Source organism: Blastopirellula sp. SH421 (genome assembly GCF_057808535.1).
Genome location: NZ_CM173712.1, coordinates 6,101,451 through 6,121,950 on the forward strand (window position 1 = coordinate 6,101,451; position 20,500 = coordinate 6,121,950).

General features: G+C 57.0%; 17 protein-coding genes. 8 read left to right on the plus strand and 9 right to left on the minus strand.

Annotated features, from left to right (window positions below):
• Nucleotides 1-193 precede the first annotated feature (193 nt).
• From SH421x_RS24785 to SH421x_RS24800, 4 genes are read right to left on the minus strand one after another with little or no spacing between them, the layout of a single operon-like run.
• Nucleotides 194-1,819, minus strand: coding sequence for a DUF1559 family PulG-like putative transporter (locus SH421x_RS24785; protein ID WP_488852702.1), 1,626 nt, complete (start codon nt 1,817-1,819; stop codon nt 194-196).
• 44 nt (nt 1,820-1,863) lie between these two features.
• Complete coding sequence (locus tag SH421x_RS24790) at nt 1,864-3,345, minus strand: hypothetical protein (protein ID WP_488852703.1); 1,482 nt, start codon at nt 3,343-3,345, stop codon at nt 1,864-1,866.
• 53 nt (nt 3,346-3,398) lie between these two features.
• Nucleotides 3,399-3,986 carry a hypothetical protein gene (locus SH421x_RS24795; protein WP_488852704.1) on the minus strand — a complete coding sequence of 196 codons (588 nt, stop codon included), beginning with the start codon at nt 3,984-3,986 and terminating at the stop codon, nt 3,399-3,401.
• On the minus strand, nt 3,956-4,492 hold the full coding sequence (locus SH421x_RS24800; protein ID WP_488852705.1) for an RNA polymerase sigma factor: 537 nt from the start codon (nt 4,490-4,492) through the stop codon (nt 3,956-3,958). Before SH421x_RS24800 ends, SH421x_RS24795 begins: the two co-directional genes overlap by 31 nt.
• A 427-nt stretch (nt 4,493-4,919) precedes the next feature.
• On the opposite strand from SH421x_RS24800, the gene SH421x_RS24805 reads away from it, so the two are divergent.
• Nucleotides 4,920-5,405 (plus strand): VOC family protein, encoded by a 486-nt coding sequence (locus tag SH421x_RS24805; RefSeq protein ID WP_488852706.1) that lies wholly within the window; start codon nt 4,920-4,922, stop codon nt 5,403-5,405.
• A gap of 269 nt (nt 5,406-5,674) precedes the next feature.
• Here the strand turns inward: SH421x_RS24805 and SH421x_RS24810 are convergent, their stop codons facing one another.
• Together SH421x_RS24810 and SH421x_RS24815 are read right to left on the minus strand one after the other, a co-directional pair.
• Nucleotides 5,675-6,718: a Gfo/Idh/MocA family protein gene (locus SH421x_RS24810; RefSeq protein ID WP_488852707.1), complete on the minus strand. Its 1,044-nt coding sequence runs from the start codon at nt 6,716-6,718 to the stop codon at nt 5,675-5,677.
• A 300-nt stretch (nt 6,719-7,018) separates the two neighbouring features.
• Nucleotides 7,019-8,512, minus strand: coding sequence for a rhamnulokinase (locus SH421x_RS24815; protein ID WP_488852708.1), 1,494 nt, complete (start codon nt 8,510-8,512; stop codon nt 7,019-7,021).
• A 185-nt stretch (nt 8,513-8,697) separates the two neighbouring features.
• On the opposite strand from SH421x_RS24815, the gene SH421x_RS24820 reads away from it, so the two are divergent.
• The 5 genes from SH421x_RS24820 (at nt 8,698) to SH421x_RS24840 (ending at nt 14,113) form a co-directional block, all read left to right on the plus strand.
• Nucleotides 8,698-10,335: a cation:proton antiporter domain-containing protein gene (locus SH421x_RS24820; protein ID WP_488852709.1), complete on the plus strand. Its 1,638-nt coding sequence runs from the start codon at nt 8,698-8,700 to the stop codon at nt 10,333-10,335.
• 228 nt (nt 10,336-10,563) lie between these two features.
• A complete protein-coding gene (locus SH421x_RS24825; protein WP_488856487.1) occupies nt 10,564-11,319 on the plus strand; it encodes a phosphoadenylyl-sulfate reductase in 756 nt (251 codons plus the stop codon).
• Nucleotides 11,320-11,368: 49 nt separating this feature from the next.
• Nucleotides 11,369-11,797, plus strand: coding sequence for an RrF2 family transcriptional regulator (locus tag SH421x_RS24830; protein ID WP_488852710.1), 429 nt, complete (start codon nt 11,369-11,371; stop codon nt 11,795-11,797).
• A gap of 118 nt (nt 11,798-11,915) precedes the next feature.
• Nucleotides 11,916-13,772, plus strand: coding sequence for a right-handed parallel beta-helix repeat-containing protein (locus tag SH421x_RS24835; protein ID WP_488852711.1), 1,857 nt, complete (start codon nt 11,916-11,918; stop codon nt 13,770-13,772).
• 128 nt (nt 13,773-13,900) lie between these two features.
• Nucleotides 13,901-14,113, plus strand: coding sequence for a hypothetical protein (locus SH421x_RS24840; RefSeq protein ID WP_488852712.1), 213 nt, complete (start codon nt 13,901-13,903; stop codon nt 14,111-14,113).
• On the opposite strand, the gene SH421x_RS24845 is transcribed toward SH421x_RS24840, so the two are convergent.
• Nucleotides 14,114-14,827: a 16S rRNA (uracil(1498)-N(3))-methyltransferase gene (locus SH421x_RS24845; RefSeq protein ID WP_488852713.1), complete on the minus strand. Its 714-nt coding sequence runs from the start codon at nt 14,825-14,827 to the stop codon at nt 14,114-14,116.
• Between the two features lie 130 nt (nt 14,828-14,957).
• On the opposite strand from SH421x_RS24845, the gene SH421x_RS24850 reads away from it, so the two are divergent.
• Nucleotides 14,958-15,704: an AAA family ATPase gene (locus tag SH421x_RS24850; protein WP_488852714.1), complete on the plus strand. Its 747-nt coding sequence runs from the start codon at nt 14,958-14,960 to the stop codon at nt 15,702-15,704.
• 103 nt (nt 15,705-15,807) lie between these two features.
• On the opposite strand, the gene metG is transcribed toward SH421x_RS24850, so the two are convergent.
• Complete coding sequence (gene metG, locus SH421x_RS24855) at nt 15,808-17,859, minus strand: methionine--tRNA ligase (RefSeq protein ID WP_488852715.1); 2,052 nt, start codon at nt 17,857-17,859, stop codon at nt 15,808-15,810.
• A gap of 601 nt (nt 17,860-18,460) precedes the next feature.
• Between metG and SH421x_RS24860 the strand changes: the two genes are divergently transcribed.
• On the plus strand, nt 18,461-19,459 hold the full coding sequence (locus SH421x_RS24860; protein ID WP_488852716.1) for a quinone oxidoreductase family protein: 999 nt from the start codon (nt 18,461-18,463) through the stop codon (nt 19,457-19,459).
• Here the strand turns inward: SH421x_RS24860 and fmt are convergent.
• Entirely contained in the window at nt 19,437-20,450 is a 1,014-nt protein-coding gene (gene fmt / locus SH421x_RS24865; protein WP_488852717.1) for a methionyl-tRNA formyltransferase, read from the minus strand. The genes SH421x_RS24860 and fmt overlap by 23 nt on opposite strands.
• Nucleotides 20,451-20,500: the final 50 nt, after the last annotated feature.

The following is a 20,500-nucleotide window of genomic DNA, read 5'->3' on the forward strand; positions in this document are numbered from 1 at the left end:
GCGACGATGCTTGTGCGTGAGCTTCGCGGTTGATTGTAAATTGTTTCGGCGAGAATAGCTCCTATGGTCCTTGTTGCTCGTATTGTCGGACCGCATTCATGGCCACGCAAGCTCGTGGCCATGGCGTCCACACCAAACTGGCTGGGCACTAAATCCAATGACGCTCAGGCCCACTCTTTGCCCCCATCGATTTTTAATAGTTGACCACTTCTCCGCCGGCGTGCGTCAGCAGGCCTTTCAGTTGTTCATCGGTGAGCAACTTTCTCTGAAAGTACTGCGTGCTGCCGTCGTAGCGGGACGCCATGAAGCCTGGGGTTTCGCCGGGTAGAAAGGATTGAGTGGGCGCTGTGAGGTCTACTTTGAAATCGCCGGGCTTGGTCCAGAGCAACGCGTCAGTTGGCGGCGTTTCGACAACGGCCAACGTGTTGGAGGTGCCATCGGTCAGATCCCGAAATGTGAGATCTCCGGCGATGCTTGCCGGTAGCCCTTCGCCGAGTGGGCGCTGAAAGCGAGTCTTTCCTTGAGCGGCCAACTGTTCATCCGCAGGCGTCGTGTATTGAGCCGGCATGATCGCGCTCAGTTTGCGGTTGTGCTCACTATCCCATGGTTCATCCAGGTGAAATTGATCGTAGAGCGCCGCTTGCTCGATGAACGGCAGGATGTGAACGCGCCACGAGAGGAGCGGCTTGCCGTTGGCGTCGTACGAATCGCTCGGCATCTTTTTGTAATTGTCATGATAGTTGTGCATCCCCAGGATGATATGTTTCAAATTATTCATCGACCGCGCGCGATACGAGTTGGCCTGGGCGGCGGCGATCACCGGCAACAAGAATGCCGAGCCGCTGGCCAGTACAACCTGTGGTGACGTCTCAGGCTTGCCGACCGTGGTCACGATGACCTGATTGTCGGTGCGTGCTGGCGCTAGCGCGGTGCGAAGCGTCCTCACGATTCGCTCTGAAGATTGCAAGATGGCCTTGCCTTCGGCGCTCTCTGGGGCGGTTGGCTGCATGAAGCGGTGGGCCAGCTTCGCCGCCGATTCTAACAGGCCTTGCACGGTTGCCTCTAATCGTTCGGCTTCGCTGGCGTTGGCGGCGGTTAGCTTCAACGTCAGACCTCCCCGTTCTAGATCGAGATCGCCAATCAATTGTGCATGCGAAAGTTGCTGCGGCAATTCTTTCAGGCCGGGAAAGTCAACCAGCTGAGGATCGGAAAGCAGGAACTGCGATAGCTCGCGTATTGGCTTCACGACGAGAAAGGCCTGGGCTTCGGCCGGTTGATAGTCGCTGCGCACCAGCTGGGCCAGCGGGCTGTCGACAGGCTTTGCCTGTTGGGCCAACATTGCCTGCAAAGCGCGCGGCATCGCCAATAGCAGCGTCTGTTCGTCGACGGGATAAACATCAAACATCAGCTCTGGCGACCCTTGGAGATATTGCTTGTCGCCGCCGTTCCAGGGCTGCAGTTTCAGCTCACCAGCTTCACGGAGCGGGGGAAAGAGGTCGTTGAGATCGACCGCTTTGGCCAGCTTGACCACCACCGCGATCTCGGGCTTGCCGTCAACGCCTGGCGGAGAGGCGATCAGCAGCGCTGACTCGATATTTTGCACTTCAACGCCGCTAAACTCGTGCGCTTTAAACGAGATGATTTCCCAAGGAACCATTTGCAGCAGCGGGCTGCTGTAGATCGCATTGGGTTGGATCACGACGGCGACCGCTGCCTGAGGCGGAATAAATTGGGCGCCGATATCCTCTTGAGCAGAGAGCGAGCCTCCGCTCAGCAGTAGAGCGGCGAATGTGGCCGTGACGAGAGATCGAGTTTGCATGAGAAGAGTTCCTTGGTTGGATGGGATGGCGGCGCCAAGTTCCATTACGGAGTTCGCAGGGTGATTTGAAAACGGAGCGACATAACCGCCGAAGCGCCTACCAGCGTCGCGGTGAGCGGTTTGTCGGCTTGCCAGTGATAATCCAACGGTTGATTGTCGAAGGGATTGGGGGGGAACGGCAAGCGATCGACTTGAGCAAGCGTCTCTGGCAGCTTGCCATGGTGGGCCGCATAGTCGCGAATTGCTTCCAGCGTTTGCAGCATGCCTGACCAACGCGTTTCGCGCGCAGAGCTTTCTTGAAAATGAACGACCGCAGGCAAAAACAGCTTGGCGATTCCAAGCGGATCGCCACTGGTGACGCCGGGTGAAAATCGATCTTTGGGGGGATAAAACTTTTGGGCTTGATGGTATGGCAGCCCGAGCGGTGCGAAATACTCGTCGCGCAAACGCTGGAAGTCATTCAGCGAATACAAAAGCAGCGCGCGACTGCCGGGCATCGTATCGACCAAGGCTTGGTCGTAACCCATCTGCTCGACCAGCTCTTGTTTCACTCGGGCGACCTGACTAAAGATCACGGCACGATGAGCGACTACTTCCCATTGCGTTGGCGTTTGGCTGGGAGGATTCCCTTGCAGTTCTTCAATCCTGGTAATCACACTGGTCAGTTTTCGATCCCAGTAAGCGCGATCGCCGGTTTCACTTTCTGCCTCGGTTAGCTCGGGCAAAATCGTGACAATACTATTGCGCTCGACGTCGAGCGCATTGCGAATCTCAATCAACGGAGTTGGCTGATTGACAATCGACCAATAGAGATTGGGAGTCGAATCGACCGAGATCGCCGTCAACAATTGTTCGTGCATCATTGATCCGATGGCGGCGCCGACCAGTGCGTTGACGATAAAATCGCGATTGCCGACATGCCGGGCCATCGCATAGCCGGTTTGCAGATCGGCGATCGCCTCGTCCAATCGCCCTTGCGCCAGACGCAGTCGAATCCGCAGCGCCAGCAGCCGCGCAACGGTGCGCATCTCTTGAATCTCTGGCAACATCACGCTGAAAATATCGGATCCATGCTCTCGAATCGGCAGCCCCCAATCGCAATACGTTCGCCGAGCAGCGTACGAGGCTTCTTGCAGTGAACCTGCATGCGAGTTGATCACCTTTTCGACCTCCGTGATCGGCAGTTCGTCTAACGGCAGGACTCGCCAATCATCGATGCGTTCCCAATACTCTTGCGGTTCCTCAAGATTGGCCGACATCTGGCTGATCATCAAAATCGCACGGTGATACAACGGCGCCGCGTTGCCAGGGAACTGCTCCGAGTAAGCAGGGTAAAGCCGATGCTGCATGATCGGCGGTTGCGGAGACTTGGCGCTGATGGCGAACGTATAGACAACGTCCGAATTGGCGCCGTGGTTGTACTTCACAAACTGCGCCATCGTCGTCGGCGTTTGGGTGCCGATCACCAGCGCGATTGCCAGCGTCGGCAACAGCCAGTTGCGAAGGTTGAAGTTGCGGTGCGACATCCGAAGAGATCCTTGAGCGAGACGAAATGGCAAAGTTACAGCATCAAGAAGTGTCATTCTTGCGACCATGTCTGACGCATCAACAACAGTGGAGTTTGGCCTTGAGACCGCATACGGCCAGGCTTCGGGGGCAAGTAGGCTTGGGCCAACGTTCCCTGAACGGAAGAGCCGACCGATAATTCTTGCGCCACAGCTGGCGCTGCATGATCGGTTGTCGGCAGTGGAAAGAGTTGAGTCCACAGCGATGGCTTTTGATCGGGTTGAGCAGCGGTGGTAGCGGCGAGAGTTGATTCGTCAGCAAAAGGCGTGGTATGGAGCGGCGCGTCGATGTCTGTTGCTGATTTAGTAGCCGCCGGAGCGTTGACGGGAACTTCGGCAGAGGGCAATCGATCCGCGATCACCGGCGTCTCGCTTTGTTTAGCGCGATCCGCGAGCCAGATCCATTGCCCCCCAACCATGCAAGCCAAGACGACACAGGCCGCGCACCAGCGCTGCGTCAATCGGCGATGCGCGCGCTGGGCCGACCGACGGCCGGCATCGAACAAGATCTGATCGCGATCGACTTGGACCAAGCGCGGCGCCAGTTCCGCCAGCCGAGCTTCAAAGGGATTTAGGTTTTCGGATGGTTGCGATTGGGACATGGTTGGCTCAATTCTGCCTGCAAGATTTCAAGGGCTTGCTGATATTCTCGATGAATGGACGACTGCGACAGCGAAAGGAGCTGCGCGATCTCGCGAAAGGTCAGTCCGCCCCAGATCCGCGCGATGACGATCTCGCGTTGGGATTGGGGCAAGCGCGATAGCGCGTCGGTCGCGGCCGCGGCACTGATGTCGCCTGACGACGCTGACTCAAACCAAGGAACACGCAGCGCAGCGAAAGTTTGTTCACGATCACGGCGACGCCGTTCGCCGCGACTTTGCATCAGCGCTTCATTCCGGACGACCCGGTAAAGCCAAGCGACGCAATCGGTAGGAAACGTCGACTGTTGGGTCAGTTTCACAAACGCACATTGCACGGCGTCCTCGGGATCGGGACAAAGTTGCTGAGCGTAGAGCACTAACGCGCCGGCGTACTGATCAAGCAATAGCGCAAGCTGGCGAGCGATGCCCGCTTGGCGATCTGGTTGCTCTCCCAAGGAATCCGACAAGATACTGCTCCGACAAGTTTTATAAACAAGATGCCGCCCACAGCTGGTTTTCCCACAAAATCTTGGGAAAGTCGAAGATTGTCGCTGGGAAAAGCTGGGCCTGCTCCGACGATTTGAAGTTGCGTTAGTCGGCCCAACAAGAATCGAACGCAGCAAAGCCACGGATAAATCGCGGCGGGACACGGTCGGAAAATTTAGGGAGTCGTCCAGGGATTGAAGCCGCGTTTTCACCCATCAGCTGTGACTTGGCCTCGACTCATGCTTATTTAGCCGACATAGCGCAACTTCAAAACTCACAGCATTGCTTGCATGAGCGCTGCTAGTCGGTTCCCCCAACCGAGCTTATCATGGAACAGCAGTGGCGCGAAAGTGATTTTTGCTACCACCGCACCGAACAAAGCCCGACTTCGTAACAGAGAAACATCCCATGGCTGAGCACGCGAAGAACACGCTTTTCCTTTGGTACGACGGCGACGCTTTGGAGGCGGCGCAGTTTTACGCGGCGACGTTTCCCGATACATCGGTCGGAGCGGTGAACCATGCGCCCGGCGATTTTCCGTCTGGAAAAAAAGGGGACGTGCTCACCGTTCGGTTCACCCTGATGGGCATTCCCTGCATCGGCCTTAACGGCGGCCCGACCTTCAAACATAGTGAGGCCGTATCGTTCCAGGTCGCCACCGCTGACCAAGCCGAAACTGATCGCTATTGGAACGCGATCGTAGGCAACGGCGGCCAAGAGAGTGCTTGCGGTTGGTGCAAAGACAAATGGGGCCTGTCATGGCAGATCACGCCGACCGTGCTAACCGAAGCAATCGCCGATCCTGATCCCGAGGTCGCCCAACGCGCGTTCAACGCAATGATGCAGATGACCAAGATCGATGTCGCGGCGATCGAAGCGGCCTGCCGGGGGTGAGAGGGCCATAGGGTAGCGCGTAGGGCGGGTGGAGCAAACGCGATTGATTTAACCATTCAAATCAATTGCACTCGTTTGCGCAACCCACCGCGTGACTTTGACCAACGCGCTGCTGGTGGGTTACGCAATCTGAATTTGACTTTTGGGGATGGTGGGCGGCAGCCGGTTTGCAGCCCCCACTCTACGAGATAGGTCGCGGGCAACTTTAAGCTCACGCGCATTTATGGCCACGCAACGCTGTGGCCATAGCGCCCGTTTTATAGTTGCCGTTAGATCTTCACCTTCCGCCCTTTAACCACCGCTTCGGTCTGCTTGTGACACAGGACCAACGCATCGGCGGCGGTTTCTCCAGAGAGGATGTCGGACGGCGTACCTGACTCGATCGAAGCGGCTGCTTCTTTCATTTCGGCAATGAACGCTTCGACCGGATCGCCACCGGCTAATTTGGGCTGCTTTGATTTTCCTTTTTTCGGGATGACGGTCAGCGGCATTGAGAGAACTGGCTTGTCGTCGATCACGCAGAAGTCGAACAGCAGCGTCGCTCCTTCAAAGTGAATCTCGAAGCCATGTGCGAACGAGCGGCTCGGCTGATCGATCACGCCGGCGTTGAGGTTGACAACCAAGCTGGTGTCGGCGAACTCGAACTGCGAGCTGACGTATTCAACCACGTCGCCCCGCATGCGTCCTTGGCTGGTCACGGCCGTTGGCATGCCGAAGAGCAAGCGAATCCAATGCGAATCATGGATCTGCAGGTCGACCATCGGGCCGCCCACTTTGTCAGCGTCCCAAAAACCGTCGACCCAAGTTGGATCCGAGATGGTCCGCTTGAAGCTGCCGCCGAGCAGTTTGCCATACTGTCCGCTGCGAGCCGCTTTGAGTGCGAAATTGTACTCGGGGAAGAACGGCAGCGAATGGGCGGTCAGCAGCAGCTTGCCGCTCTTCTGGGACGCTTTGACCATGCGTTTGGCGTCGGCGACCGATACGGCGATCGGCTTTTCGACCAGGACGTGCTTGCCTGCTTCAAATGCTTTGATGGTGAAGTCGGCATGAATCGCCGGGGGCAAACAGAGATCGACCATATCGATCGAATCGTCGGCCAGCATCTCTTCGTAGGTTGTGTAAGTAGCAACGCCGCTCAGGTCGATCTTGGCGCCGGGCGGCCCGAAGTTCCCTTTGATGCCGCGCCAGTCACCCTTCAAGCGTTTTGGATCGCGCGAGCTGACGGCGGCCAGTTTCATCGAACGAACTTTTTGGTAGGCCAGATAGTGAATCCAACCCATGAAACCGACTCCGACGATACCAACGCGAATCATAGTTTGTTGCTCCTGATGCTTTTATGTAGATGGATTGTGATCGCGCCGCGCGAAAAATGTTGCGGCGCTACTTGTTCGTTTTGAAGTTGCGTTATTTCGAACCGATTGAACACTAGCCCGCAGCGCCAGCGAGGGAATCCGTCTGGCTACTTTGATCCCGGTTGGAATTGCCGCGCCGATTCCCTCGCTGGCGCTGCGGGCTAGTGTGGATTTTTTCGAATGAGGTCTTACCGTGTTTTCCCGTACTTCATCCGTGCTTCACCGCGTTCCATTCTTAACTTTTCCTCCAATAGCGCGACTTCACACCTTGTTAATGAGGTTCATGAATCGCCCGAACGCTTCGTCCCATGCGGTTGTATTGCGGGGTTGATATTCGGTGACGGCGAAGCTGTTGCGGACTACTTCGCGGCTTTCCCAGAGGCTTCCGATATCGCCAAGCGAAACGGCCTGGGTCATCAAGTTGCCGACCGCTGTCGCTTCGGTCGGGCCGGCGATTACTTGGCATTTGCACGAATCGGCGGCGAACTGGCTGAGCAGCGTGTTTTGTGCTCCGCCGCCGACGATATGAATGGTGTCGATCTGTCCGCCGGTTAGCTCTTGCAGCCAACTATGAACCAGGCGGTAACGCATCGCCAAACTTTCGAGGGCACAGCGGATCACTTCGCCTTCGCTTTGCGGCGCCTTTTGTCCGGTGCGTGTGCAGAAGTCGCGGATGGCCTGCGGCATGTTGGCCGGGGCCGAGAAGCTGGGATGATCGGGATCAATCAACGACGCCAGCGGAGTCGCCGCTTCGGACATGCGCACTAGCTCGGACCAGCTAAACTCGCGGCCTGCTTCTTTCCAGATGCGGCGACATTCTTGCACGAGCCAGAGCCCGCCGATGTTTTTTAGCAGACGCGTTGTGCCGCCGATGCCCCCTTCGTTGGTGAAGTTGTACTCGGCGCATTTGGCATTGATCACCGGATGGTTCGTCTCAACCCCCATCAGGCTCCACGTGCCGCTAGAGATATAGCACCAATTGGGCGACTTGCCGGATGATTGAGCCGCCGGCACGGCTGCGACGGCACTGGCCGTGTCATGCGTGCCAGGCAAGATCACCTCGGCCGAGCGGATTCCGGTGGCCGCGATCACATCGCTACGGAGCTTGCCGAGGTTTGTGCCGGTCGGCAGGATTTCATGAAAGACATTGGGGAGACTAAATTTTTCAATCAGCTTTTTTGACCAGTCTTTGGTGACCGGATTGTAAAGCTGCGTCGTGGTCGCGTTGGTCACTTCGTTCCCTTTTTCACCGGTTAGCAGCCAATGAAAAATATCGGGCATCATCAAAAAATCTTCGGCCGCATCCAAGATCGAGCTGTCCGCGCGACGCATCGCGTACAACTGGTAAAGAGAGTTAAATTCTAGAAATTGCAGCCCTGTTTCGGCGAAAATTTCTTCTCGCGATGCGATTTCGAACGCATCGGCAAAAATACCTTGGGTGCGTGGATCACGATAATGCCGCGGATTCCCCAGCAGTTCGCCGTCATCCCCCAGGAAGGCGAAGTCGACTCCCCAAGTGTCAACGCCGATGCTGACGATATCATCGCCATATTTGGATTTGGCCGCTTTTAGCCCTTCTTTGACGTTCTTCCAGAGGAGCAGCAGATTCCAGTACATACCGCCGGCAGCATGCGTAGGCCCATTATCAAACCGGTGCAGCTCTTCAAGGCGGAGACGTTCCCCGTCGAAAACTCCTCCGAGAACACGGCCGCTTGATGCGCCGATATCAACCGCCAAATAGGTTTTCGTCGCCATCAGAATCTTCGCTTTGCTGGGGTGATAAAGTCGCTAAGTATTCCGGCGGCTCAGTTTAAAGCCTATTTCATGTGTTCACAACTTGCCTGGCAAGCTGGTGCGCACAGTTTGCACTACAGCTAGGCCCCCGTTTATTTTTTGCGGTGGATGCTACATTAGCGACGGATAGACCACAAGGAATTTGCATGCAACCAACCACCATTGAACAAGTCGTTCTCGACCTGATCGTGATTTTGACGGCGGGCGCGCTGTCAGGCGCGGTTTGCCGCCGTTTTCAGATTTCGTCCTTGGTTGGCTATCTGCTGGTTGGCGCCATCTGCGGCAGCGGCGGACTCGGTTTTTTTACGAGTGAAAGCGAAGTATTGGCCCATCTGGCCGAGATTGGGGCATTGTTCTTGCTGTTTTCGATCGGCATGGAAATCTCCCTGGACGAAGTGCGAGAGTTCGCTTTTCGCCTGCTTGTGGGTGGGCCAACACAGTTGTTGTTGGTGTCGGTCCCTTCGGCGCTGTTGATCCGCGCGCTGGGTCTCGACTGGCCGGCGGCGATTTTGCTCGGCTCGGCGATCGCGCTCAGCTCGACGGTGCTTGTCTTCCGCGCGCTAAAAGAGGGGGGCGTGCAGTCGACTGCAGCCGGCGTCTCGTCGATCAGCATCCTCATCTTTCAAGACATGGCGATCGTGCCGCTAATGCTGATGGCCCCGCTGTTGACCGGTTCTAACGACAAATCTTCGCTGGATTTGCTGAAACTGGGACTCTACTCATTGATGTTCATGGCGATCATTCCGATCTCTGGCATGATCGTGCAACGGATCGGCGTCCCTATTTTGCAGCGGCTCCGCAGTCGCGAACTGCTGGTGCTGTTTGCGCTGGCCGTGCTAGGCGGGATGTGTTTTCTGGCCCATGAATTGGGTTTGCCGGCGGCATTGGGGGCATTTGCAGCAGGCTTGATTCTGTCGGGGAATCGGCTGACGCAGCAGGTGGACGCATTGATCTTGCCGTTCCGAGAAACCTTTGCGGCGATTTTCTTTATCTCGCTCGGAGGGTTGCTTCATATCCAAGAAGCGATGCAGGACCCCATGCTGATCTTGATCGGCTTACCGGTGATTTTGGCGATTAAAACCGTGGGAGGCGCTGTCGCGCTGCGAGCCGTGGGAGTTCGCTGGCCGGTTGCATTTTGTTTTGGCCTGGGCTTGTCTCAGGTTGGCGAATTGAGCTTCTTGCTGCTGTCCGAAGGGATGCAATTAGATCTCATCAATGACGACCAGTACAACAAAATGCTGGTGCTGGCGATCGCGACGCTCTTACTGACGCCCGCGATGATCAGCTACGGCATTCGCGCTGTCGGTGACCATCTGGCCGAAGTGGTCCGCCATGTCAAAAAGCTGAAGCGACCGCCAACCGATGTCAAAGAAGCGGTGGTGATCGGGGTTGGTCCCATCGCCAAGCAAGTAGCGTCGCGGTTTGAGATGATGGGCATCTCGGTATGCTTTGTCGACATGAACGCTGTCAACACTTACCCGCTTGAGCAGATGGGGTTTCGCACCGTGACCGGCGATGCGACCAAGCTAAAGACACTGCAACAGGCCGAAGTCGATCGCGCCCAGCTGGTGCTTGTCTCGGTTCCCAGTGATGAAGCAGCGGTGGCAATTGTGCGAACCATCCGCAAACTCAACAAGAGCGCGACCATCATGGCTCGCTGCCGGTATTTAGAAACCCGAGCCCGGCTGCTTGCTACCGGCGCAGACCTAGCGATCGACGAAGAGTCGCACGTCGCTAGCGCTTTGCTATCGATGGTAGACGCACTGGATCTGTCCCCCAACTAGGACTGATTTTGTCGGCAAATCGATAAAATCGTCCCAATCTGAAGTTCCACCCCGTCTGTAACCGATGAAATGCATTGGCATCGGAAGGATTGTTGACTAAGTTGGTCAACATGGTTTAGATTTGAATGAACTCAGCACGGAAGTGGAGTCCTACTCGTGGCGAAAACAGTCGTCAAATCACCGCAAACCATTGTTAGAAAACGACTTTCCGATATTTTAAAGCCAGCCATGAAGACGCCAGTGCTGACCGAAACCGGAAAATTAGAGCCGACCCCAGAGCTTTTGGCCGAATTAGCCGCCAAAAGTGAAGAGCTGGAATCGGCCTCACCGCAAGAAATTATTGCCTGGGCGGCAGAGCGTTTCGGTCAAAAGCTGACCATGGGAACCGCGTTTGGTCCTGAAGGCTGCACGATCCTCTACATGCTCTCACAGCTTGCTCCCGAGACGCCGGTCTTTAATCTTGACACCGGTTACCAGTTCAAAGAGACGCTTGAGCTGCGTGACGAGATCGCCAGAAAGCTGGGGATCGAAGTCGAGCTGATGAAACCGGACCTGACGGTTGAAGAGTACGAAGCGCAAGCCGGTGGATTGCCGCTCTACAAAACCAACCCCACCCAGTGCTGCTTTGATCGCAAGATCACCGTGTTGCAGCGCGGCGCCGAAGGGAAACATGCTTGGATTAGCGCGATCCGTCGCGATCAAAGCCCCGATCGAGCTCGAGCGTCGATCGTTGGCTGGGACAAAAAATTTGGCCTAGCCAAAATCAATCCGCTGGCCAACGTCGATAAAGCGTGGGTTTGGCGGATGATCACTGACCACGACATCCCATACAATCCGTTGCATGACCAAGGCTATACCAGCATCGGCTGCTGGCCCTGCACGCGCGCCGTCGCCGCCGGCGAAGATGAACGCGCCGGCCGCTGGAGCGGGACTGCAAAGACCGAGTGCGGACTGCATACCCTGGACGACGACACCAACAAGTAACCGGCCACTGCGTCTTTTACACGCGGCTTGAATCGCCGCCGGAATTGTTTTGAATATCTCCGCCAAAACCGAATACGCTTGTGTCGCCATGATCGAATTGGCGGCGCTTTATGACTCGGGCGAACCGGTTCGCGTGCGCGAGCTGGCGGCGACGCACGGTATTCCCGCTCATTTTCTGACGCAGATCTTGCTGCAGCTCAAAGGAGCCGGCATGGTGCAAAGCACGCGTGGCGCCACCGGCGGGTATCGGCTGGCGCGCGACCCCAACGAAATCTCGATCTACGACATCCACCGCGTGATCGAAGGGGACAGCGATCAACCATGCGGAGCGCTGCAAAAGCCAACTCCGGCCGCGGCAGCGCTGAAGGCGCTTTGCGTCGAAGCTGCGATCGCCCAGCGCGAGATCCTCTCGGCCGCGACCTTGGCCGATATGGCTGAGAAGGCGGGGAGCACGGTCGAAGATATGTTTTATATCTAACGGTGATTCTACATCGGGCTCTTCCCCTATTTTTTGGCGTTGCCGGCGATTGGTGTTAGAATGCGAGTCCCCCCGTTCGCAAACCACACCGCGCATCCTCTGCCAAAGTTCTCGCCCGATGAAAACTAGTAGCTCACTCTTCCTAGCGTTTTGCTGCGTCTTCTCCTCGCTTTCAGCCGCCGAGATCCATCTCGCTCCTCATGGTGACGATACGGCCGCCGGAACCGTCGCCGCGCCGCTGAAAACCATCACCGCCGTGCTGAGCAAGTTAGAAAAATCACGCGACGCCGGGGATATGCAAGTGATCCTGCATGACGGCGTCTACGCGATCGAGCAGCCGATCGAACTGGGGACGCAGCATCTTCCGCAGGAGGGGACGCTCACGTTTCGCGCGGCAAAAGGCGCCAGACCCACTATTAGCGGCGGTCGAGAAATCACCGGTTTAAAGGTCGGCGAAAACGGCGCCTGGACCACACAGATTGCGGCGGTGAAAAACGGCGATTGGCGTTTTCGGGAACTCTTTGTCAACAGCGCTCCAGCGACGCGGGCACGCCATCCCAACGATGGTTATTTGCGTATCGATAAGTCACTGCCCGATCGTCGTAGCGGATTCACCTTTACGCCCGGTGATGTGCCGGACGCAGCGGTCGGCGCCGAATTGGTGTTTCTGCACGACTGGTCGATGTCGCGGATCAACATCGCGTCCATCGATGCGGTGACTAACACGTTAAAGACGCAGTTTCCGATCGGCCCCAATGCGGCCCATTATGCGATCGACCACTTTGAAGAACACCCGCGGTACTTTCTCGAAAATCATCCGGCGCTGCTCGATCAGCCCGGCGAATGGTACCTGAACGAAACGACCGGCTTACTGACCTATTTGCCGCGTGAAGGAGAGACCCCAGAGAAGACTCGCGTTTTCGCTCCGCTGGCCGAACAACTATTGATCGTCCGCGGCACGCAAGAGCAACCGGTTCGCGGCGTTCGGTTTGAAGGAATCGGGCTTCTGCATGCTGCCTGGGCGTTGCCGCCGGAGGGTTACGCCTCGTCACAAGCAACGATGCACGAAGCCCGGGACTCATCTCCGCGATCGAAGTCGCGCGGCATCATGCCGGCCGCGATCCTGTTTGAACTGGCCGAGGATTGCGCCATCGTCGACGGGCGCATCGCCAACATCGGTTGCTCCGGCGTGTGGCTCGGTTCGCAAACCAAAAACTGTCGCATCGACCGCTGCGTGATCGAAGATATCAGCGGCAACGGCGTCAACATCGGCGAAGATCGAACGCGGCGCGTCGATGGCAAACCTTGGAGCGAAGCGGCGCCGCAGCAGATTGCCCGCGGCAATGCGGTGAACGACTGCGTGGTGCGGCGCTGTGGGCGCCAGTTTTATGGATCGATCGGCATTTGGGTCGCTTTCGCCGCCGAAACCCAAGTGATGTATAACGAAATTACCGATCTCCCTTATTCCGGCGTCTCGGTCGGATGGCTATGGAATCCGACACCGACACCGGTCGAAAAGAACGTGGTCGCGGCCAATCACATCCATCATGTGATGCAGCGACTCAGTGACGGCGGCGGTATCTACACGCTGGGCAGACAGCCAGGCACGCGACTGGCCGAGAATCACATTCACGACATCCCGCTAAACGCCGGCCGGGCCGAATCAAACGGTATGTTTCTGGATGAGGGAAGCGATCAGATCACAATCGAAAACAACTTGATCTACAACTTGGATCGCTCGCCGCTCCGGTTCCACAAGGCCGAAGAGATGTTTGTCCGTGACAACGTATTGGTTTGCCGTGACGACGCGACGCCGCCGCTACGTTACAACAGCACCAAGGCCGAAACAGTCAAGCAGTCGGACAATCTCGTGCTGACAGCCGACAAGTTTGACCCGGCGAGCTACCAAAAACGGGTCGCCAACTGCGGCCCACGGCAAACGCCTTCGTATCTGACGCCTGACCAATCGCCATAAGAGCCTCGCAGCGGGCGCAAATTCAGACGCTGCTGTTTAGCTCATTTGATCTGCCGGGCATGGTCGATACCTAGAGATTGCGGCGTTGGTTCATCGTTACCGATGCTAGCCAATTATTGGGGGCTCTCTTGGATCGCCACGCAGTCGATCTCTACCACCTGAAGCTATCCTTGGGGCTGTCGTGCGGCGAAATGACGACGCGACAGTATGTAGCGGCGCTGCGCAAAGAGCCAACCACGCTAGCAAAACCTGCTCTCACCGCTTCGCAGTCTCCAGAACCGCCGCCTCGGCAAGCTTCGCGACATTTTCTGCACCTAGCGATTGGACGCTTAGGGATCTGACTATCGATCATACCGGGCGGCGATGACGGCGGCGGTCGCCAGCGATGCCGTTTCGATTCGCAAGATTCGCTTTCCTAGCCGGAACCCTTGCCAGCCGGCCGCGAGCGCCGCTTGATACTCGTCGGGCGAAAAGCCTCCTTCGGGACCGATCGCGACTACAACATCGGTCGGTTCAGCCGGCAACAAATCGCCCACGGATTCGGTAGCCGCGGGATCAGCGATCAAACGTAACGCGCTGGCCGGCGAGTTACGCCAAAATGCTGGCAGCGCGGCAGAGTCGGCGATCCGCATCAAGCGATTGCGCTCGCATTGCTTGCTAGCGTCGATCACGTAGCCGCGCAGTTTGTCGAGCGACTTCTCTTTTTTCAGCGAAACGGACCTCTCAGTTTCTAGCGGCGTCAGTTCGGTCACGCCCAGCTCGACGCATTTTTCGACTAACCACCGCTGGCGATCTCCCTTGGGAAGCGCGGCGGCAATGGTCAGTGAGATCGGCAACTCGCGGCTGACTTCCTGGCGTTCCAAAACCCGGGCAGTCGCCGCTTTACGGCCGACGGCGATGATTTCGGCGGCGAATTGGGCGCCGCTATCATCGAATAGCGTCACTAGATCGCCAACTTTTGCTCGCATGACGTGCAAAAGATGATGGGCTTCAGGGCCGTCGATTTCGACGGTTTCGCCCGTAATCGGAGTTTCTAAGAAGAATCGATGTGACATCAGCGGCTTGCTAGCTTGAGAGGGTTTAACAGAATGCCTACAGGGCACGTGCCGATTTTACCGAACAAACAAGATAGACGAATCCCCTTCGACACCTCCCATTGCGCCGATGTCCCTAAACGAACATCCTTTGAAGCGACTCAGCGACGAGCAATTGCTGCGCAGTGCGCCGTTTGCCGAAGCCTGGGCGCGGCTGGATTACATCTGGCAGTCGAACCGCCGCTGCGCGGTGGTGATTGGGCCGGCCGGTGTGGGCAAATCGACGCTGATGTCACGCTATGCCGCACAGTTAGCCGCCAAGCATGTGGCCGTCGCCCAGATTGCAGCGACCGGACTGGCAGCCTACGACCTGGCGTCGCTGCTGGTCGAAGCCTGGGGTGGACGTCTGAAACCGGGCCAATACCCGACAATCGCGTTGGCCGATCAACTGGCGGTGATGACGGCCGAACGCCAGGCAGCGGTATTGTTTCTGGACAACGCTGATGAAATGACGTTGGACTCCGTCAACATCGTGCTGCAATTGCTGCGAGCCCCAGGTCATGAAGGTGTGAAGTTGACCGTCGTGCTAGCGGCGATGGAAGGATCGCTGAAGCAGATCGATCGCCGGATCCTAGAACTGTGCGAGCTGCGGGTAGATCTAGAGCCGTGGACCGTCGAGGAGACGCAGGACTTTGTCGAGTCGACTTTGCTGGAACAAGAAGATTTCCCGGAAGTCGACGAAGCGGCGATTGCCCGGATTCATGCACTTGCCGAAGGTTCTCCTCGTCGCGTCGCCCAACTGCTTCGTCTAAGCCTGACCACCGGCGCCGCGCAAGATCTGCCGCAGATTGACGCCGAGACAATCGAAGGGTTGTACGGCGAACTGGGCGTGTTGTAGGAAAGATCCGGCTTGAGAAATGAAGCGGATCGCCACCCAAAAAACAACGCCGAGGGCTTATCCTCGGCGTCGCTGGTTGCTCTCCACGAACATCGAAGTTCGTTTAGTGAACGCGGTGCCCCGGCTTGGCGCCTTCGTCAGCGGTTAAAACAAAGACTTCAGCACCACCCTCTCCGGCGGCGGCGACCATACCTTCGGACAGGCCGAACTTCATCTGCCGAGGCTTTAGGTTGGCGACCATCACGACCAGGCGACCGATTAGATCTTCCGCCTTGTAGGCCGCTTTGATGCCGGCGAAGACCTGACGGCGCTCTTCACCGCCGAGGCTGAGCGTTAGTTTCAGCAGCTTGCGAGCATCCGGCACTTCTTCGGCATGCAGCACGCGGGCAACGCGTAGATCAACCTTCATAAAGTCGTCGATCGTGCACTCTTCGGCCAACGGTTCGGCGGCCAGCACATCGGCGCTGTCGTTAAACTTGGCGGCGATTTCGTCGGCCGGGCTCGTTCCGCTGGCGGCGGATTCTTCTTTGCTTTCGTCAATCATGGCTAGAACTCGTTTGGTGTCGACTCGTTTCATCAAGTGTTCAAATTTGTTGATCTGCGTCCCTACCAACGGCGTTTGCGCCTGGTCCCACGACGTGATCGGATCGTTCAGCAGCGAGCCCACTTCGGCGGCCAACTTCGGCAACACCGGCGACAAGTAAACGATGATCTGGCGGAACAGGTTGATCCCGATGGAGCAGACATCTTGCAACTTCTGGGCGTTGGCCGGATCCTTGCGCAGCTCCCACGTTTTGTTGGTTTCGATAAAGGGATTGGCTCGGTCGGCCAATTCCAAAATCAACCGCATCGCACGATTGAAGTCGCACACTTCATAAGCGGCGGCGATCTCTTCGCCGGCTTGGGCCGCGTGCCGAAACAGTCCGCCGTCGTCGGGATACTCGGTAGCAAGTCCCGTCTCCTGGACGAACTTCGCGCAGCGACTAGCGATGTTCACCACTTTGCCGACTAGGTCACTGTCGATCTTCTCGGCGAACTCGGCAACGTTTAGATCGAGATCATCCAATCGCGGGCCGAGCTTGGTCGCATAGTAATACCGCAGGTAAGCCGGATCGAGATGCTCCAGATACTTCGCCGCTTTGACGAAGGTTCCTTTGCTCTTTGACATCTTCTCGCCGCCGACGGTCAAAAAACCGTGGATGTGCACTTTGGTCGGAAGCGTGAACCCGGCGGTCTGCAACATGCCGGGCCAGAAGAGCGTATGGAAGTAGGTGATGTCTTTGCCGATGAAGTGGTGGATCTCGGTATCGGGGTCTTTCCACCATTTATCGAGCGACTCACCGTTGCGCTTGCACCACTGCCAGGTCGAAGCGATGTAACCAATCGGCGCGTCGAACCAGACGTACCAATAGTTGCCGGGGCTGTCGGAAATCTCAAAGCCAAAATAGGGACCAGGTCGCGAAATGTCCCAGTCACGCAGCTCTTCGTGTAGGAAGTGCCCCTTGAGATAGTTGGCGACTTCGGTCTGCAAATGTTCGCCGTTTTGCGACCATTCTTCTAAAAAGGGGTGCAGCTTTTCGAGCGCGACAAACAGATGCGTCGCTTTGCGCAGCTCTGGCGTCGCGCCAGAGAGGATGCTGACCGGATCGATTAACTCAACTGGCGTGTAGGTGTGCCCGCACTCGCAGTTATCGCCGGGCTGATTGGTCCGACCACATTTGGGACACGTACCGCGGACAAAACGATCGGCCAGAAATTGCTTCGCCTCAGGATCGTACAGCTGTTCGATTTCTTTCTCGACGACCAGATCGGCGTCACGTAGCGACTTCCAAAACTGAGCGCACAGTTCGCGATTTTCTTCACTATTGGTCGAGCCATAGTTATCAAACTCGATATCAAACCCCGCGAAGTCGGCCTGATGCTCGGCGCTCATCTGGGCGATGAAATCTTCTTCGGAGACCCCGTTCTTTTTGGCGCTAATCGTGATCGCCGTGCCGTGCGTATCGTCCGCGCAGAAGTAGCGACAGTCGTTGCCGCGAAGTCGCTGGAAGCGGACCCAGATATCGGTCTGGATATATTCAACCAAGTGACCGATGTGGATCGGGCCGTTGGCGTAGGGCAAAGCAGATGTTACTAGTATTCGTCGCGAAGTCATGGAAGAACCGTTGAAGTCGTTTTCCTGCCAAGAGTTAGGGCAAGTCGAGTCGAGAATTGTAACGAATTTGAAACCATTCAGCGAGATGCCGCCATCAGGGATCAAAGTCTAACAGATTCAGACAAACTGCCATGCAGAGGGGTTCAGAGGGGCCCCTTGTCAAAGTCGCAAGAAAAAGAGACGGTCGAAAAGCATCCCGAAAGATGGCATTTTCGACCGTCGCGCTTCGTTGGCTGTGGAAGACCGGCGCCGCCGTAAAAACAGCGTCGCCGAATGATCTACTAACGAAACCATTCGTCGCGAGGACTCACCGTTATTCCTGAAAGCCGAAAAAGAATCGGATTTTTAACTCGGCACTGGCGCAACCAATCAATTCGCCACCGAATGAATCACTCCGCATTCGTTCGTGCATAGAAGAACTGTTCAATAAATCAGCCTTAGCGCCCTTTGCGGGCGAACGCATTTCCTTACGCATCTTGGACGCAAAAATAGAAGCGGCATGAAAATTGTCCCCCCAAACGATGTGCATCAGGATGCGAAGTTTTAGCGCGCCATCATCCAGGCCGCATTATTTGTTGATACCTACTCGAGGAGCTGCTCTGTGAAGGCCGCCGTACTCAATCAACTGGAATCCCCTCTCGTATTGGAGACGCGTGACGATCTAGTCCCGGGGGATCAGGAAGTGGTCGTCCAACTCAACGCCGCAGCGCTAAACCGACGCGACTTTTGGATCACTCAAGGGATGTATCCCGGCATCCAACTGCCAATGATTTTGGGATCGGATGGCGCTGGCGTCGTCAGCAAGACAGGCGATGCTGCGACTAGCTGGCGCGGGCGAGAAGTGATCATCAATCCCGGTTGGGATTGGGGAAACAATCCCAACGCTCAGGCTGATGCATTCAAGATTTTGGGGATGCCTGTAAACGGCACGTTCGCCACGCAGGTGCTAGTCCCCGTCACTTATCTGCACGAAAAGCCAAGCCATCTCAGCTTTGTCGAAGCGGCGGCGCTGCCGTTGGCAGGGCTAACGGCCTATCGCGCCCTCTTCACGCAAGGCAAACTTCAACCAGGCGAGAAGGTTCTCGTTACCGGGATCGGCGGGGGAGTCGCAACCTTGGCGTTGCAGTTTGCTTTCGCCGCTGGCGCCGATGTGATTGTCACTTCCTCTTCAAGCGAAAAAATTGCCTCGGCAATCCGCCATGGGGCCCAGCATGGTTTTGACTACAACGCGACCGACTGGGTCGGTGAAGCCAACACGCAGTTTGGCCCAGTCAACCTGATCATCGACAGCGCCGGCGGTCCGGGCTATCGCAGCCTATTAGACCTAGCGGCGCCGGGTGGCCGCATCGTGAACTATGGTGCGACCGCCGGTCCACCGCCCAAGCTGGACCTGTTCAAGGTCTTTTGGAAACAGTTGCATTTGATCGGCACAACGATGGGGTCGCCTGACGACTTTGCATCGATGCTGCACTTTGTCAACGAGCACAAAATTAAACCGATCGTCGACGAAACAATTCCACTGGATGCGGTGAACGAAGCGATCGAGAAGATGCGGCACTCGACGCAGTTCGGCAAGATTACGCTCGACTGCCGGGACTAGCGGGCGGAACGTTATCCGTTCCCGGCAACGGTTCAAACGAGCCAAATCGATCGCCAGCACGTAGCCCGTAGCCATTTAAAAACTCGGCCGCTTGCATCACGCGTTTGCCGGCCGGTTGGATTTCGTCAAGAGCGATCTGACCATTGGCGGTCGCGACGATCAGACGTCCCTCTTCGACCGAGACGACTTGCCCAGGCGCCACATGCGTTTGGCTGGCCAGCGGCGTCATCCGTTTGATGATCAGCCGTAGCGGCTCGTCCCCTTCGCGCAGCCAATGCGTAAAGGTTCCGGGCCAGGGTTGAAACGCGCGATGCTGGTTGTAGATCTCGGCCGCCGTCCGCGCCCACGGCAGATCGCCATCTTCTTTGCGCAAGCGCCGCGCCTTGGTGACTTGCGCCAGATCCTGTAAGGCGCCCGGGGGATTGTCACCATGCTTTTCGAGTAATGCAATCGCGTCCATGACCGGATCGACTCCCATGAGCGAGAGCCGTTCTTCTAGTTCGACCGCATCTTCATCGGCGTCAATTGGCGTTTGAGCGACTGAGAGAATCGGACCGCCGTCTAGCTTGGGCGTCATGTGTATCACGGTCACGCCGGTCTCCGCGTCGCCATGGTACATCGCCCAGTTGACCGGCGCAGCGCCACGATACTTGGGCAACAGCGAACCATGCAGATTGATTCCACCCAGCTTGGCGAGCATCAAGGAATCGGCCGAGAGAATTTGCCCATAGTCGCAAACGACAAATAGATCGGCGGCATAGGTCCGCAAAATCTCGTGCGCCTCCGGAGTATTGACGCTTTCGGGCCAATGGACCGGAAGCTTGGCCGCTTCGGCGACGGCTCGCATCGGACTGGGAGGCGCAGTGCGATTGCCGCGCATCACGCGCGGCGGTTGCGTTAGCAGCGCGAGCACTTCATGCGGCGAGTCCAGAAGGCGGCGAAAGGTCGGTACGGCAAATGGACCAGTTCCCATCATGACAATTCGTAGCATCTGCGCCTCCTTGAGCGATAAAAAAAGCCGCCGGCATGAAAACCGGCGAC

Coding starts and splice junctions, on each gene's coding strand:
- metG (WP_488852715.1), bottom strand. CDS start 17,859: ATGACTTCGCGACGAATACTAGTAACATCTGCTTTGCCCTACGCCAAC.
- SH421x_RS24820 (WP_488852709.1), top strand. CDS start 8,698: ATGCAACCAACCACCATTGAACAAGTCGTTCTCGACCTGATCGTGATT.
- SH421x_RS24805 (WP_488852706.1), top strand. CDS start 4,920: ATGGCTGAGCACGCGAAGAACACGCTTTTCCTTTGGTACGACGGCGAC.
- SH421x_RS24845 (WP_488852713.1), bottom strand. CDS start 14,827: ATGTCACATCGATTCTTCTTAGAAACTCCGATTACGGGCGAAACCGTC.
- fmt (WP_488852717.1), bottom strand. CDS start 20,450: ATGCTACGAATTGTCATGATGGGAACTGGTCCATTTGCCGTACCGACC.
- SH421x_RS24835 (WP_488852711.1), top strand. CDS start 11,916: ATGAAAACTAGTAGCTCACTCTTCCTAGCGTTTTGCTGCGTCTTCTCC.
- SH421x_RS24810 (WP_488852707.1), bottom strand. CDS start 6,718: ATGATTCGCGTTGGTATCGTCGGAGTCGGTTTCATGGGTTGGATTCAC.
- SH421x_RS24785 (WP_488852702.1), bottom strand. CDS start 1,819: ATGCAAACTCGATCTCTCGTCACGGCCACATTCGCCGCTCTACTGCTG.
- SH421x_RS24795 (WP_488852704.1), bottom strand. CDS start 3,986: ATGTCCCAATCGCAACCATCCGAAAACCTAAATCCCTTTGAAGCTCGG.
- SH421x_RS24815 (WP_488852708.1), bottom strand. CDS start 8,512: ATGGCGACGAAAACCTATTTGGCGGTTGATATCGGCGCATCAAGCGGC.
- SH421x_RS24825 (WP_488856487.1), top strand. CDS start 10,564: ATGAAGACGCCAGTGCTGACCGAAACCGGAAAATTAGAGCCGACCCCA.
- SH421x_RS24790 (WP_488852703.1), bottom strand. CDS start 3,345: ATGTCGCACCGCAACTTCAACCTTCGCAACTGGCTGTTGCCGACGCTG.